Annotated in this window: 14 protein-coding genes; 5 read left to right on the top strand and 9 right to left on the bottom strand. The window is 63.6% G+C overall.

Annotated elements, in window-relative coordinates:
* Nucleotides 1–82: 82 nt before the first annotated feature.
* From rpoD to M2343_RS03570, 4 genes are all read right to left on the bottom strand, one after another.
* The gene (gene rpoD / locus M2343_RS03555; protein WP_264570622.1) at nucleotides 83–2,131 is read right to left on the bottom strand and encodes an RNA polymerase sigma factor RpoD; all 2,049 of its coding nucleotides are present in this window, start codon (nucleotides 2,129–2,131) and stop codon (nucleotides 83–85) included.
* A 47-nt stretch (nucleotides 2,132–2,178) separates the two neighbouring features.
* On the bottom strand, nucleotides 2,179–4,050 hold the full coding sequence (gene dnaG, locus M2343_RS03560) for a DNA primase (RefSeq protein ID WP_264575625.1): 1,872 nt from the start codon (nucleotides 4,048–4,050) through the stop codon (nucleotides 2,179–2,181).
* The gene (locus M2343_RS03565; protein WP_264575626.1) at nucleotides 4,047–4,454 is read right to left on the bottom strand and encodes an endonuclease domain-containing protein; all 408 of its coding nucleotides are present in this window, start codon (nucleotides 4,452–4,454) and stop codon (nucleotides 4,047–4,049) included. Before M2343_RS03565 ends, dnaG begins: the two co-directional genes overlap by 4 nt.
* A 67-nt stretch (nucleotides 4,455–4,521) precedes the next feature.
* On the bottom strand, nucleotides 4,522–4,974 hold the full coding sequence (locus M2343_RS03570) for a GatB/YqeY domain-containing protein (RefSeq protein WP_264577484.1): 453 nt from the start codon (nucleotides 4,972–4,974) through the stop codon (nucleotides 4,522–4,524).
* Between the two features lie 161 nt (nucleotides 4,975–5,135).
* On the opposite strand from M2343_RS03570, the gene carA reads away from it, so the two are divergent.
* The 5 genes from carA (at nucleotide 5,136) to M2343_RS03595 (ending at nucleotide 11,226) form a co-directional block, all read left to right on the top strand.
* Nucleotides 5,136–6,293 carry a glutamine-hydrolyzing carbamoyl-phosphate synthase small subunit gene (gene carA / locus M2343_RS03575; protein WP_264575627.1) on the top strand — a complete coding sequence of 386 codons (1,158 nt, stop codon included), beginning with the start codon at nucleotides 5,136–5,138 and terminating at the stop codon, nucleotides 6,291–6,293.
* Nucleotides 6,290–6,559, top strand: a complete 270-nt coding sequence (locus M2343_RS03580; RefSeq protein ID WP_264575628.1) for a hypothetical protein — start codon at nucleotides 6,290–6,292, stop codon at nucleotides 6,557–6,559. Before carA ends, M2343_RS03580 begins: the two co-directional genes overlap by 4 nt.
* Nucleotides 6,559–9,897: a carbamoyl-phosphate synthase large subunit gene (gene carB / locus M2343_RS03585; RefSeq protein ID WP_181559921.1), complete on the top strand. Its 3,339-nt coding sequence runs from the start codon at nucleotides 6,559–6,561 to the stop codon at nucleotides 9,895–9,897. Before M2343_RS03580 ends, carB begins: the two co-directional genes overlap by 1 nt.
* A gap of 93 nt (nucleotides 9,898–9,990) precedes the next feature.
* On the top strand, nucleotides 9,991–10,467 hold the full coding sequence (gene greA / locus M2343_RS03590) for a transcription elongation factor GreA (protein WP_181559920.1): 477 nt from the start codon (nucleotides 9,991–9,993) through the stop codon (nucleotides 10,465–10,467).
* Between the two features lie 90 nt (nucleotides 10,468–10,557).
* A complete protein-coding gene (locus M2343_RS03595) occupies nucleotides 10,558–11,226 on the top strand; it encodes a rhomboid family intramembrane serine protease (protein WP_264570616.1) in 669 nt (222 codons plus the stop codon).
* Nucleotides 11,227–11,273: 47 nt separating this feature from the next.
* On the opposite strand, the gene M2343_RS03600 is transcribed toward M2343_RS03595, so the two are convergent.
* From M2343_RS03600 to M2343_RS03620, 5 genes are all read right to left on the bottom strand, one after another.
* The gene (locus M2343_RS03600; RefSeq protein ID WP_264570615.1) at nucleotides 11,274–11,510 is read right to left on the bottom strand and encodes a DUF4170 domain-containing protein; all 237 of its coding nucleotides are present in this window, start codon (nucleotides 11,508–11,510) and stop codon (nucleotides 11,274–11,276) included.
* 104 nt (nucleotides 11,511–11,614) lie between these two features.
* Nucleotides 11,615–12,061: a hypothetical protein gene (locus M2343_RS03605; RefSeq protein WP_264570614.1), complete on the bottom strand. Its 447-nt coding sequence runs from the start codon at nucleotides 12,059–12,061 to the stop codon at nucleotides 11,615–11,617.
* A gap of 7 nt (nucleotides 12,062–12,068) precedes the next feature.
* Entirely contained in the window at nucleotides 12,069–12,410 is a 342-nt protein-coding gene (locus tag M2343_RS03610; protein ID WP_264570613.1) for a hypothetical protein, read from the bottom strand.
* The gene (locus tag M2343_RS03615; RefSeq protein ID WP_264570612.1) at nucleotides 12,407–12,796 is read right to left on the bottom strand and encodes a phage holin family protein; all 390 of its coding nucleotides are present in this window, start codon (nucleotides 12,794–12,796) and stop codon (nucleotides 12,407–12,409) included. Before M2343_RS03615 ends, M2343_RS03610 begins: the two co-directional genes overlap by 4 nt.
* 28 nt (nucleotides 12,797–12,824) lie before the next feature.
* Nucleotides 12,825–13,328 carry a hypothetical protein gene (locus M2343_RS03620; protein WP_264570611.1) on the bottom strand — a complete coding sequence of 168 codons (504 nt, stop codon included), beginning with the start codon at nucleotides 13,326–13,328 and terminating at the stop codon, nucleotides 12,825–12,827.
* Nucleotides 13,329–13,393 lie beyond the last annotated feature (65 nt).

The following is a 13,393-nucleotide window of genomic DNA, read 5'->3' on the forward strand; positions in this document are numbered from 1 at the left end:
TCTTGCGGCTGGCAGGTATTGCGCGCACGAAAAAGGCGGCGGAAGCGCGCAACCCCTCCGTCGCCTGATCTGATTTCGGACCTTACTGGTCCAGGAAGCTGCGCATCTTGCGGCTGCGGCTCGGGTGCTTGAGCTTGCGCAGCGCCTTGGCTTCGATCTGGCGAATACGCTCGCGCGTCACCGAGAATTGCTGGCCGACCTCTTCCAGCGTGTGATCGGTGTTCATGCCGATGCCGAAGCGCATGCGCAGCACGCGCTCCTCACGCGGGGTGAGGCTTGCCAGGACGCGGGTGACCGTTTCCTTGAGGTTGGCCTGGATGGCGGCATCCACTGGAATGATCGCGTTCTTGTCCTCGATGAAATCGCCGAGATGCGAATCTTCCTCATCGCCGATCGGCGTTTCGAGGGAAATCGGCTCCTTGGCGATCTTCATCACCTTGCGCACCTTCTCGAGCGGCATGGAGAGGCGCTCGGCCATTTCCTCGGGCGTGGGCTCGCGGCCCTGCTCGTGGAGGAACTGGCGGCTGGTGCGGACCAGCTTGTTGATCGTCTCGATCATGTGCACCGGAATACGAATGGTGCGCGCCTGATCGGCGATCGAGCGGGTGATGGCCTGACGAATCCACCAGGTCGCGTAGGTGCTGAACTTGTAGCCGCGGCGATATTCGAACTTATCCACCGCCTTCATCAAGCCGATATTGCCCTCTTGGATCAGATCCAGGAACTGCAGGCCGCGATTGGTGTACTTCTTGGCGATCGAGATCACGAGCCGGAGATTGGCCTCGACCATTTCCTTCTTCGCAATGCGCGCCTCGCGCTCGCCCTTCTGCACCATGTTCACGATGCGGCGGAACTCGGGCAGGGATGTGCCGGTCGATTGCGCGATTTCGGAGACTTCCGCCCGAATGCGCTCGACAGCATCGACCTCATTGGCCGCAAAGGCCGCCCATTTCTTGTCGAGCTTGCTGACCTTCTCCAGCCAGCCATCGTCCAGCTCCTGGCCGACATATTGGTCGAGGAAGTCCTTGCGCGGCACCTTGTGGCGCTCGGCGAGGCGCAGCATCTGGCCGCCCAGCGTCGTCAGGCGCCGGTTGAAGGCGTAAAGCTGATCGACGAGATATTCGATCTTCTGCTGGTGGAACTGGACGCTCTCGACTTCCGCCGTCAGGTCCTCGCGCAGCTTGTGATAGGTCGCTTCGTCCTTGGCCGGGAATTCCATGCCATTGCCGAGCGCGACCAGCCGGGCCTGCTGGATCTTGCCGAATTTGCCATACAGCTCGGTGATGTTGGCGAACTTTTCGAGCGCGGCGGGCTTGAGCAGCTCTTCCATTGCGGCGAGCGAGAGGGTGTTATCCTCCTCGTCGTCCTCTTCCTGGCGCGCCGTGCGGCGTTCGACCATGGAATCATCGTCGTCACCGTCGGCTTCCGGCTCGTCCTTCACCTCGTCCTCGTCCTTGAACGAGGGGCCGGCGGTCTTTTCGGAAATCTCGCCATCGTCGTCCTCGCCGTCTTCCGACAGGCTTTCCGGCGCCGGGTCTTTGGAAAGCATGGCGTCGAGATCGAGGATCTCGCGCAACTGCATTTCACCATTGTTGAGCGCGGTCGACCAGCCGATGATTGCGTTGAACGTCGTCGGGCTTTCGCACAGACCGAGGATCATGGTGTCGCGACCGGCCTCGATGCGCTTGGCGATGGCAATCTCGCCCTCGCGGCTGAGCAGTTCCACCGCGCCCATTTCGCGCAGATACATGCGCACCGGATCGTCGGTGCGGTCGGTGGTCGTCTGCTTCTTCTCGGCGACGTTGCCTGAGCCGTCTTCCTCGTCCGAACCATTGTCGATGGACTCGACTTCGGATTCGGGCTGCTCTTCGCCGTCATCGCCCTGTTCTTCGTTCTCGACGATGTTGATGCCCATATCGCTGAGCGCCGAGGTGATGTCCTCGATCTGGTCGGAGGACATCTCGCCTTGCGGCAGAGCGCTGTTCAGCTCGTCATAGGTGATGTAGCCACGCTTCTTGGCACGGGCGATCAGCTTCTTGATGGACGCTTCGTTGAGATCGAGAAGGGGGGCATCGCCGCCTTCTTCGCCACTCTCCGGGTTTCCAGCGTTTCCATTGATCTTCGTCGCCATGCGTTGCCTTGCTCCGGGCCAAGCGCGATGCTGCGCGGGCCTGTTATTCACTCTTCGAGGGGTTGGGCCAGCTCGGCGGCTCGTGCCGCCAGGTCTTCCTTGAGCTTGCGCAGGGCTTGCTGGCGGGCGAAACTCGCCTCGTCCAGATTCTCTGCCATCGCTCTCGTCGCCGCCGCCAGCTCCGCTTCGATTCGCGGCATTGCCACCAGCACCCCGATGGCTTCCGCCAGATCGCGCTGTGCACGCCATCCGTCGGCTTCGGCCTGGGTGAAGGTGAAATGCAGCGCGTCGGCGCGGAGCAACCCCTTCGCCATATTATACAGCTCAGTGCTGCCCAATATGGTAAGGAGCGCCTCGGTTTCAACAGTTTCTTGGCGATCGGCCGCTTTGAGCAGAGCATCGAGCAACTTTGCCAGGCCGGAGTCGGGTGGCGACAGGCTGTCCAGTGCCTCGCGGTGGACGAGGATCTCGCCCGGAAAGCGCAGGAGGCCGGCCAGAACGGCGCGTAAAAGCAGCATGTCTCCGCCGGTTTCGCGGATCGCCTTGGCATCCTGTGTAGCCGGCGGGGGCGGGGCGATCCAGCGGCCGCCCTTCATCGTGCCGCCGCCGCGACCGGCGGGCCGTCCCTCGAAGCGGGCGTTGGACGCGGCGCGCGGCGCGAAGAACAGCGCGTCGTAACGCTCCTTGAACAGGCGAGAATAGAGCGCCCGGATGTCGCTATCGGCGATTGTGGCGGCGAGCGCATTGAGACGCTGCTTGAGGCCAGCGCGTTCTTCCGGCGTGGCCAGCGGCGCGGCATCATGCTCGCTGCGCCAGATGAGGTCCGCCAGCGGGATCGAGCTTGCGAGCACGGCCTCGAAGGCTTGGAGCCCCTCGGCGCGCAACAGATCATCAGGATCCTGCCCGGCCGGCAGCGTCGCAAAAGCGAGGCTATGACCGGGGCGCAGCAGCGGCAACGCGCGGTGGGCAGCGCGGATTGCCGCGCGCTGGCCGGCGCCATCGCCATCGAAGCAGAGGATGGGCGTCTCCACCATGCTCCACAATTTCTCGATCTGCGCCTCCGTCAGCGCCGTGCCGAGCGGGGCTACGGCCTCGGCAATGCCGGCCTGGGCAATGGCGATCACGTCCATATAACCCTCGACGACGATGATGCGGCCCGCTTTGCGCGCGGCAGGCGCCGCCTTGTCGAGGTTGAAGAGCGTGCGACCCTTGTCGAACAGCGGCGTCTCGGGCGAGTTGAGATATTTGGGCTCACCCTGGCCCAGAATCCGTCCGCCAAAGGCGATCACGCGCCCGCGCTGGTCGCGGATGGGGATCATCAGCCGCCCGCGAAAACGATCGTAACTGTCTCGCTCGCTGTCTTCCGGCCGGATGAGCATGCCGGCCTCGACCAGCATGTCCTCGGGGAAGTCGCGTAGCGCGGTCTTGAGCTTGCCGCGACTATCCGGCGCGAAACCCAGCCCAAACGCGCGGCGGGTCGCGTCCGTAAGCGCGCGCTTATGCAGATAGGCGCGCGCCTCGGCGCCATCGAGCCCGCCAAGCTGATCCTCAAACCAGTTCTGCGCCGCGGCGGTCACGTCATGCAGCGATTTCGCCTGCTCGGCCCGCTTGGCGGCGCGCGGATCGGGCGCGGGCACCTCCATCCCGGCGGCGGCGGCAAGCTCCTTGACCGCATCCAGGAAGGGCAGGCCGCGCTGATCCGTCATCCAACGGATCGCGTCACCATGCGCCCCGCAGCCGAAGCAATGGTAGAAGCCCTTCTCGTCGTTGATCGTGAAGCTGGGCGTCTTTTCATTGTGGAAAGGGCAGCACGCCTTGTATTCGCGCCCGGCCTTCTGGACCTTGATGGTCTTGCCGATGAGCGTGGAGAGGGTGGTGCGGGCGCGGAGTTCGTCCAGCCATTGCGGGGTGAGGCTCATGACATGCGCCCCTTTGTAACGGATCGCTCCCCTCCCGTTAGCGGGAGGGGTTGGGGGAGGGCGGCAAGCGCTCTCTCGATCTCTAGCGCGATCCCTTCCACATTACCCAGCACATCATGATTCCAAAAGCGCAGCACATGATAGCCTTGCGCCTCAAGCCATTCGGTTCGCGCCTGATCCAACGTACGGCCTTCGTCATGCTGGCCTCCGTCCACCTCGACGATCAGCCGTGGCGTGCGGGCAACGAAATCACAGACATAAGGACCGATGCACACCTGCCGATTGAACCGAGTGCCGGCGACTTTGCGATTGCTGAGGGCGGTCCAAAGCCTGCGCTCGGCATCTGTCGCATTATTGCGAAGTTCGCGTGCACGATCGGTGTTGGCGCGGTTGGGCCAACTCATGCCCTCCCCCGACCCCTCCCGCACGCGGGAGGGGAGAAGAGTGCAACAGAGGGGCCGATCCCCCCAATCACCCCAGCGCCGCCTTCACCAGCCTACTGGCCTTGCTCATGTCCAGCACCGTCCCGTGGCGGTCCTTGAGCACGGCCATCACCTTGCCCATGTCCTTCACCGACGACGCGCCGACTTCGGCCTTGATGGCCTCGATCGCGGCGCGGGTTTCGTCCTCGCTCATCTGCTTGGGCAGGAAGCCTTCGATCACCTCAAGCTCGGCCTGCTCCTGCGCGGCGAGCTCTGCGCGGCCGCCCTGTTCGTACATGGTGATCGATTCGCGGCGCTGCTTGACCATCTTCTGCAGTACATCGACGACAATCACGTCGTCATCGGGCGTGCTGGCGGCGGTGCGCAGTTCGATGTCGCGGTCCTTCAGCTTGGCCAGGATCAGGCGCACAGCGGCCAGTCGGGGCTTGTCGCCGGCCTTCATCGCCTCAATCTGGGCAGCCTTGATGCCGTCGCGAATCATCACGTAATCTCCGAGTCACCTTGCGGGAAAGGATCAGATATAGCGGCGACGCGGAATTTTTAATAGATTGACCGTGCATGTGCGAACCCATAGTGAGCCGGCCGTTTAGCCGGGCGCTTGGGGCGCCTGCCAGAAAGCAAAAAGCGAAGGATCAGACAGCCATGGCGAACGCCAAATACCCGACCGTGCCCAAAGGAGCGACGGGGGTATTGGTTCTAGCCGATGGCACCGTCGTCTTCGCGCGCGGCTTCGGTGCCGAGGGAGATGCGGTCGGCGAGCTGTGCTTCCACACCGCGATGACCGGCTATCAGGAAATCATGACGGACCCGAGCTTTGCCGGGCAGATCATCACCTTCACCTTTCCGCATATCGGCAATGTCGGCACCAATGCCGATGACGTCGAATGCCAGCAGCCCTGGGCGCTGGGGTGCATCGTGCGTGAGGATGTGACGGCGCCATCCAACTTCCGCAACGTCCAGCCCTTCGATGCCTGGCTGAAGGCTAACGGCCGGATCGGTCTCGCAGGTGTCGATACGCGGGCACTGACCCGCCTGATCCGCGAGAAGGGCGCGCCCAATGCGGTGATCGCCCATAATCCGCAGGGCCAGTTCGATCTCGCGGCGCTGCATGAGAAGGCGAAGGCCTGGCCCGGGCTGGAAGGCATGGACCTCGCTATCGAGGTGACCGGCGCGCAACGCGAATGGACCGGCGGCGCCTGGCGCCTCGGCTTTGGCTATGAGGCGATGGAAGCGGGCGAGCGGCCCCATGTCGTCGCCATGGATTTTGGCGCGAAAGACAATATCTTCCGCAACCTCGTTAAGGCCGGTGCGAAGGTCACGGTGCTGCCGGCCACGGCCTCCTACGATCAGATCAAGGGGCTCAACCCCGCCGGTGTTTTCCTGTCCAACGGTCCTGGCGATCCAGCGGCGACAGCCGACTATGCCGTGCCGGTGATCCGCAAGCTGCTCGACGAGAATGTGCCGATCTTTGGCATCTGCCTTGGTCATCAGCTGCTGGCGCTGGCCGCCGGTGCGAAGACCACCAAGATGCATCAGGGCCACCGCGGCGCCAATCACCCGGTCAAGCGGCTGGAAGACGGCGTGGTGGAAATCACCTCGATGAACCACGGCTTTGCGGTCGATACCGCCACGCTGCCGGCCAATGTCGTCGAGACCCATGTGAGCCTGTTCGACGGCTCCAATTGCGGGATCGCCTTCACAGACAAGCCGGCCTTTGCCGTGCAATATCACCCCGAGGCCTCGCCGGGGCCGCAGGACAGCTTCTACCTGTTCCAGCGGTTCGTGGAGGGGCTGGCGTGATTGCGCTCGCGCTCCTTGCGGCGGGCGCGGCAGGCGATCAGGGCCAGTTGCAGCGTCAGCTCGATTATATGGTTGCCACCTGCCGCGCCGACCAGGTCGTCCGGCTGGTGGCTCACGGCACGGATCGGGTGAGCTTTGACATGCTGCGACGCGAGGCCCTGCCATCGGTCAGCGAGACCAATGCCCTTCAATGCGCGCTCGACAAGGTGCGATCGCGCAAGGATCTTCAAATCGGTTCCACCGGGAACGAGGCTCGGAACAAATAATGCCAAAAAGAACAGACATCTCCTCGATCCTCATCGTCGGCGCTGGCCCGATCATCATCGGCCAGGCGTGCGAGTTCGATTATTCGGGCACGCAGGCCTGCAAGGCGCTGAAGGAAGAGGGCTACCGGATCATTCTGGTCAACTCCAATCCCGCGACGATCATGACCGATCCGGAAATGGCCGATGCGACCTATATCGAGCCGATCACGCCGGAAATCGTGGCCAAGATCATCGAGAAGGAGCGCCCTGACGCGATCCTGCCGACGATGGGCGGACAGACCGCGCTGAACACGGCGCTGGCGCTGTTCAACGATGGCACGCTGGAGAAATACGGCGTGCAGATGATCGGCGCCGATGCCGAGGCGATCGACAAGGCGGAAGACCGGCTCAAGTTCCGCGACGCGATGGACAAGATCGGCCTTGAAAGCGCCCGGTCGCGCATCGCGCACACCATGGACGAAGCCATGGCCGCGCTGGAGTTCACCGGCCTGCCGGCGATTATCCGCCCCAGCTTCACCATGGGCGGCACCGGCGGCGGCGTCGCCTATAATAAGGAAGAGTTCGTCCGCATCGTGACCACCGGTCTCGATGCGTCGCCGACCACCGAAGTGCTGATCGAGGAATCGCTGCTCGGCTGGAAGGAATATGAGATGGAAGTCGTTCGCGACCGCGCGGACAATTGCATCATCATCTGCTCGATCGAGAATGTCGATCCGATGGGCGTCCACACGGGCGACTCCATCACTGTCGCGCCGGCCTTGACGCTGACCGACAAGGAATATCAGATCATGCGCAACGCCAGCATTGCGGTGCTGCGCGAAATCGGCGTGGAAACAGGCGGTTCCAACGTACAGTTTGCAGTCAATCCCAAGGATGGGCGGCTGATCGTCATCGAGATGAACCCGCGCGTGTCACGCTCCTCGGCGCTGGCGTCCAAGGCCACTGGCTTCCCGATCGCCAAGGTCGCGGCCAAGCTGGCGGTGGGCTACACGCTGGACGAGATCACCAATGACATTACCGGCGTGACGCCTGCGAGCTTCGAACCGACCATCGATTATGTCGTGACGAAGATCCCGCGCTTTGCCTTCGAGAAGTTCAAGGGCGCCGAGCCGCTGCTCGGAACCGCGATGAAGTCTGTCGGCGAAGTGATGGCAATTGGCCGTAATATTCACGAATCCATGCAGAAGGCCCTGCGCGGACTCGAGACAGGCCTCGCCGGTTTCAATCAGGTCGATCATCTGGTCGGGGCGCCCAAGGAGCAGATTGTCGCGGCGCTGGGTCAGCCGACGCCGGACCGGCTGCTGATCGCAGCGCAGGCGCTGCGTGAAGGGCTGAGCGTGGATGAAATCCATGCCGTCGCCAAGTTCGACCCCTGGTTCCTGCAGCGCCTTGCCGAGATCGTCGAGGCCGAGAAGGGTGTGCTGGCCAATGGCCTGCCGCGCGATGCAGAGGCCATGCGCAAGCTCAAGTCCATGGGCTTCTCGGACAAGCGTCTTGCCTGGCTGGCGCTGCAGTCGGCCAACATTCCCGGCGGCATGGACAACGCGATCAAGCGCGGCTCGGGCCTCGTCCGCGATGCCGTGGTGGCGATGACTGGCGGCGTCACCGAGAAGGAAGTGCGCGCGCTGCGCCACAAGCTTGGCGTGCGCCCGGTGTTCAAGCGGATCGACACCTGCGCGGCCGAGTTCGAGGCCAAGACGCCTTATATGTACTCGACCTATGAGGCGCCGAGCTTCGGCGAGCCGGAGGACGAGAGCCAGCCGAGCGACCGGCGGAAGGTCGTGATCCTGGGCGGCGGACCCAACCGCATCGGCCAGGGCATCGAGTTCGATTATTGCTGCTGCCACGCCTGCTTCGCGCTGGAAGATGCGGGCTATGAGACGATCATGATCAACTGCAACCCGGAGACGGTGAGCACCGATTATGACACGTCCGACCGCCTGTATTTCGAGCCGCTGACGGCGGAGGACGTGCTGGAGATCCTGCATGTCGAGAAGTCGAAGGGCGAGCTCGTCGGTGTGATCGTGCAGTTTGGCGGGCAAACCCCGCTCAAGCTGGCGCAGGCGCTGGAAGAGGCCGGCATTCCCATCCTCGGTACCTCGCCGGATGCCATCGACCTTGCCGAAGATCGCGAGCGGTTCGCGGCGCTGATCGAGAAACTGGGCCTGCTACAGCCGGCCAATGGCATCGCCCGCAGCCGGGAAGAAGCCATCGCGGTGGCCAATCGCATCGGCTATCCGGTGCTGATGCGCCCCAGTTATGTGCTGGGTGGCCGGGCGATGGAGATCGTCGACGGCCAGGCGCAGCTTGAGGAATATATCGCCACGGCGGTGCAGGTCTCGGGCGACTCGCCGGTGCTGATCGACCAGTATCTGCGCGATGCCGTCGAGGTGGATGTCGATGCGCTGTGCGATGGCGAGGATGTCGTCGTCGCCGGTGTGCTCCAGCATATTGAGGAAGCCGGCGTGCACTCCGGCGACAGCGCCTGCTCGCTGCCGCCCTACAGCCTGCCGGATTATCTCATCGCGGAGATCGAGCGGCAGGCCGATGTGCTGGCCCGCGCGCTCTCCGTGCGGGGCCTGATGAACATCCAGTTCGCGGTCAAGGATGGGCTGGTCTACCTCATCGAGGTCAATCCGCGCGCCTCGCGCACGGTGCCGTTCGTGGCCAAGGCCATCGGCACGCCGATCGCCAAGATCGCCGCGCGGGTGATGGCGGGCGAGAAGCTCGCGAGCCTGCCGAAGATCGACCGCAATGCGATCCGCCACATCGCGGTCAAGGAAGCCGTGTTCCCGTTCAATCGCTTCCCCGGCGTCGATCCGGTCCTTTCCCCGGAGATGAAGTCGACCGGGGAGGTCATGGGCATCGACAGCGATTTCGCGACTGCTTTCGCCAAGGCGCAGATCGGCGCGGGCACGGTGCTGCCCAAGCAGGGGACGGTATTCATCTCCGTTAAGGATAGCGACAAGAGCGTGATCCTGCCCGGGGCCCGCAAGATTGCCGATCTTGGCTTCAAGATCGTCGCAACCGGCGGAACAGCCGATTTTCTCGCAGAGAACGGCCTGCCGGTGGAGAAGGTAAACAAGGTCGCGCAGGGCCGTCCGCATATTGTGGATCGCATTGCAGATGGCGAAGTGGACCTGATCTTCAACACCACGGAAGGCTGGCAGTCGCTCAAGGACAGCAAGGCGATCCGCACGAGCGCGTTGCGCGGCAAGGTGCCGAGCTTCACGACGGCGGCGGCAAGTCTGGCTGCGGTGGACGCAATTGAGGCTTTGCGTGCGCGTCCTCTTGAAGTGAAGTCGCTGCAATCCTATTATCAGGCGTCGCACGACTGATCTTCCAGAACACAAGAAATCAGTTGCGGGCCGACCGGATCCCCGGCGGACTAGGGAGTTCGCGCATTGTTGCGCTGGAAATAGGGAGTCGAGATGGCGACCGTTGAGAAGATGCCGATGCTGCAAGTCGGTTATGACAAGCTGACCGACCAGCTCCGCGCGCTCAAGGCCGAGCGTCCCAAGATCGTGGATGCGATCGAGGAGGCACGCGCCCATGGCGATCTTTCGGAAAACGCCGAATATCACGCCGCCAAAGAGCGTCAGGGCCAGGTCGAGGCGACCATCGCCGATCTGGAAGACAAGCTCTCCCGCGCGCAGGTTATCGATCCCACAACCCTGTCGGGCGACAAGATCATCTTCGGTGCCACGGTTACCTTGCTGGACGAGGATGACAAGCCGGTGCGCTACCAGATCGTCGGTCAGGCTGAGGCGGACGCGAAGCTGGGCATGATCAGCTATAACAGCCCGCTTGGCCGCGCCCTCATCGGCCGTCAGGTCGGCGAGGATGTCGAGGTGACGGTGCCGTCCGGCGACAAGTTCTATCTGGTCAACAAGATCGAATTCATCTGATCCGCAGTCGCGCCATGATTATGTCTTTTTTGGTTGCAGCACCGGCAGCGTTCACGCTGTCGGTTCGCGCCGCAGCCGGCTGACATCGCGATGCAGCTTCCCAAAGGTCCGGCGACCAACATTCTGGCGGCGATCATCGTCATCGTCTTCCTGCCGTTGTATCTCACCGGGGAGATGGGGCGCGCGGCGCTGATTGCCGGGTTCATTTCCGAGCGCGTCACGTTGCTCTCGTCGTCCGAAGCGCTGACCTTCAACGTGCCGTGGCTGCCGCTGTGGATCACGCCGCTCACCGCCACGCTGCTGCATGGCGGGTGGATGCATCTGGGCTTCAATGTGCTGATGCTGATCTTCTGCGGCCGCTTCGTTGAAAATCTGCTCGGTCCAGGTCGGCTCGTGGTGATCTATGTCGTCGGCGCGTATGCCGCAGCGCTCGGGCAATGGCTTTCGAGTTTCTTTTATGCGCAAGGGGAGGGCTGGGTGCCGATGATCGGCGCAAGCGGCGCGATTTCCGCCGTGCTCGGAACCTATGCGTTCATCTACAGCCAGCGCGGCGTGAAGGCGATCGGGCCTGTGCCGGCCTATATCGTGCGCATGGTCTGGCTTGGCGCGGCGTGGACCATCCTGCAATTGCTGATCGCGCTGGCGGGCGGGTTCGACAGTTTCTTCGGCGGGATCGCCGTTGGCGCCCATATCGGCGGCTTCATCGCCGGCCTGCTGCTCGCACGCCCCTTGCTGGCCCGGCGGTTTCGGGCGTCCTGACGGGCGCGTGCCAGCGCTGGTCTAGCACTGCCACCCGAGCCAATCCGTCAGTGAGCGTGATCCTCGGCATCATCCGTGCTCGGATCGAGCAGGCGATGCAGATGGACGATCACATAGCGCATTTCCGCATCGTCCACGGTCCGCTGCGCCGCGCCGCGCCAGGCCGCTTCGGCACTGGCATAGTTCGGGAAGATGCCGACGATGTCGATGGCATTCAGATCTTCAAATTCGAGTTTTTGCGGGTCTTTGACGCGACCGCCCATCACGAGGTGCATGAGGCTCAAGAAAGTGCTCCGGATTTATGCCCGGCAAGAGGCGCCTGGGCGTTGTCGATTTGCTAGCAGCCTCGGCCGGTTCTGCCAAGAATGGCGACACTGGCCTTGCGATCCTAGGCGTCCGATTTCTTGTCCGAACGCGGCTTCTTGATGCGTTTGCCGATCAGGCGGGCGGCTTCGACCGCCGCCGTTTGAAGCGCGGCCTTTTCCGTCTTTGCAAGATTGGCGAACATGGTCTGCGCAGCCTGGCGCACGCCGGAGTTGCGCACAGCGCGCTGCGCGGCGCGCCCGGCCTTGTCCGCAGCTGATCCGATGGCGAGCTTGGGAAGGAAAATGGCGATGACGGCCCCGGCTGCGGCCGCCGCGGCTACCGCCGCGATGGGATGCTCCTGAAACATACGGTTGGTTTCATTGGCCGCGCGATAGGCCTTTTCGCGCGTGTCAGCGACCACGTCCTCGCCCCGCTCGCGCACCGTGGCAAGCGTGCTCCCGACCTTGTCCTTGACCTGATCAAGCGTAGAAGCCGTTGGGCGGCCTTTCTTCGTCTTCGGGGCGGTCATCGTCTGATCAACTGTCCTCTTTCTGGCTCCACAGAGCGCGATTCAACCAGACGAGCCAAGCACCACGCATCACGTAGAGCAAGATGAATCGCACAGGGCGCCAGAAGAGAAGGCCGACCGCACCGGTCGCGCCCAGCGTCGTCAGGACGGGATGGCGACGCAGCGTTCCGCGCGCGGCCTGTTTCGCCTGCGACACCTTCTGCTGAACCGCCTCGACGGCGTCGTCCTTCAAGTGCGCCGGGCTCAACCGCTCGCGAACCCCGTCCAGTGCAGAGCGGAAGCGCTCTCTTGCGCCATCCGCGCGCTGGCGGGCCTCGGCCAGCTCGAGGGGGGAGGGCGCGCTGCTCATGGTCGGTCTGCCTTGCTGAGGGGGGAGAGGGCACGCTTGACCATCAGGCCGCAAAGTACAGCGAGCAGCAGGAGGACTCCGGCTACGATCAGAGCGGCGCCGAGCCAACCGACAGAAGGCGCGAGCGCGATCACGGCTGCCGCGACCAGCGTAACAAGCGCCAGACTGACGAACAGAAAGGCGAGGACGCCGAACAGCGCCGCGCGGCGGGCCGCCGCGGCAATCAGTGCCGCTTTAAGCTTCGCCCACGTCAATTCCGCCTCGGCGAGTTCCCGGCCCGATGCAATCAGCCGCGAAAAGCTCTCGCCAATGGTCTCCTTTTCAAGCGCGTCTTCAGGGTCCGGCGGGGTGCCCGCCGCAGTGTGCATGGTGTCGGGATCACTCATCGATCAATGCCGGCCGGTCCTTGCAGCCTTAGCTTTCACTCGATGAGCCCCGCATCATGCGCATGAGCACAAAGCCAACCACGGCCGCCGCACCGATCGCCACCGCAGGGCTTTTACGCACGAAGTTGCGCGCTTCCTCGGTCAGCTGGTCGATATCCTTGGCATCCAGCGAGTCCGCCGCGCCAGCGACGGTTTCCGCAGCCTTGCGGGCATAATCGCCATATTGCGGGCCGAGCTTGGAATCGACGGTCTCGGCGGTCTCGGCGATCAGCTTCGAGAGGCCATGGAGGGCATCGCCCGTCGTGTTCTTGGCCGTCGTGGCGGCACCGCGTGCGGTGGCCTTAGCCTGCTCGGCAAATTCGCCGGCCTGCTCGCGCCAGTCGGTGCTCGATCCGGTCTCCGCGCCCCGCGCCTCTGCTGCCGTGGACAGCGCAGCCGACTTCGCGCTCGTGGCATCCGATGCAGCCTTGCGCGCCGACGTCGCCTTCGACGTGCTCTTGCGGGTCGTTCCAGTGCTATTGGTCTCGGCCATGGCGGGTTCCTCTTGTGATACAGAACAGGCTTGCCTGTTATAGCAAGGCTCGCCCTCTTTAACAG

It is taken from the genome of Sphingobium sp. B8D3B (genome assembly GCF_025961875.1).
In the GTDB taxonomy this organism is placed as follows: domain Bacteria; phylum Pseudomonadota; class Alphaproteobacteria; order Sphingomonadales; family Sphingomonadaceae; genus Sphingobium.

Bases quoted from the DNA above. Each gene is read 5' to 3' on its own strand.
- rpoD (WP_264570622.1), bottom strand. From the start codon at position 2,131: ATGGCGACGAAGATCAATGGAAACGCTGGAAACCCGGAGAGTGGCGAA.
- dnaG (WP_264575625.1), bottom strand. From the start codon at position 4,050: ATGAGCCTCACCCCGCAATGGCTGGACGAACTCCGCGCCCGCACCACC.
- M2343_RS03565 (WP_264575626.1), bottom strand. From the start codon at position 4,454: ATGAGTTGGCCCAACCGCGCCAACACCGATCGTGCACGCGAACTTCGC.
- M2343_RS03570 (WP_264577484.1), bottom strand. From the start codon at position 4,974: ATGATTCGCGACGGCATCAAGGCTGCCCAGATTGAGGCGATGAAGGCC.
- carA (WP_264575627.1), top strand. From the start codon at position 5,136: ATGGCGAACGCCAAATACCCGACCGTGCCCAAAGGAGCGACGGGGGTA.
- carB (WP_181559921.1), top strand. From the start codon at position 6,559: ATGCCAAAAAGAACAGACATCTCCTCGATCCTCATCGTCGGCGCTGGC.
- greA (WP_181559920.1), top strand. From the start codon at position 9,991: ATGGCGACCGTTGAGAAGATGCCGATGCTGCAAGTCGGTTATGACAAG.
- M2343_RS03595 (WP_264570616.1), top strand. From the start codon at position 10,558: ATGCAGCTTCCCAAAGGTCCGGCGACCAACATTCTGGCGGCGATCATC.
- M2343_RS03605 (WP_264570614.1), bottom strand. From the start codon at position 12,061: ATGACCGCCCCGAAGACGAAGAAAGGCCGCCCAACGGCTTCTACGCTT.
- M2343_RS03610 (WP_264570613.1), bottom strand. From the start codon at position 12,410: ATGAGCAGCGCGCCCTCCCCCCTCGAGCTGGCCGAGGCCCGCCAGCGC.
- M2343_RS03615 (WP_264570612.1), bottom strand. From the start codon at position 12,796: ATGAGTGATCCCGACACCATGCACACTGCGGCGGGCACCCCGCCGGAC.
- M2343_RS03620 (WP_264570611.1), bottom strand. From the start codon at position 13,328: ATGGCCGAGACCAATAGCACTGGAACGACCCGCAAGAGCACGTCGAAG.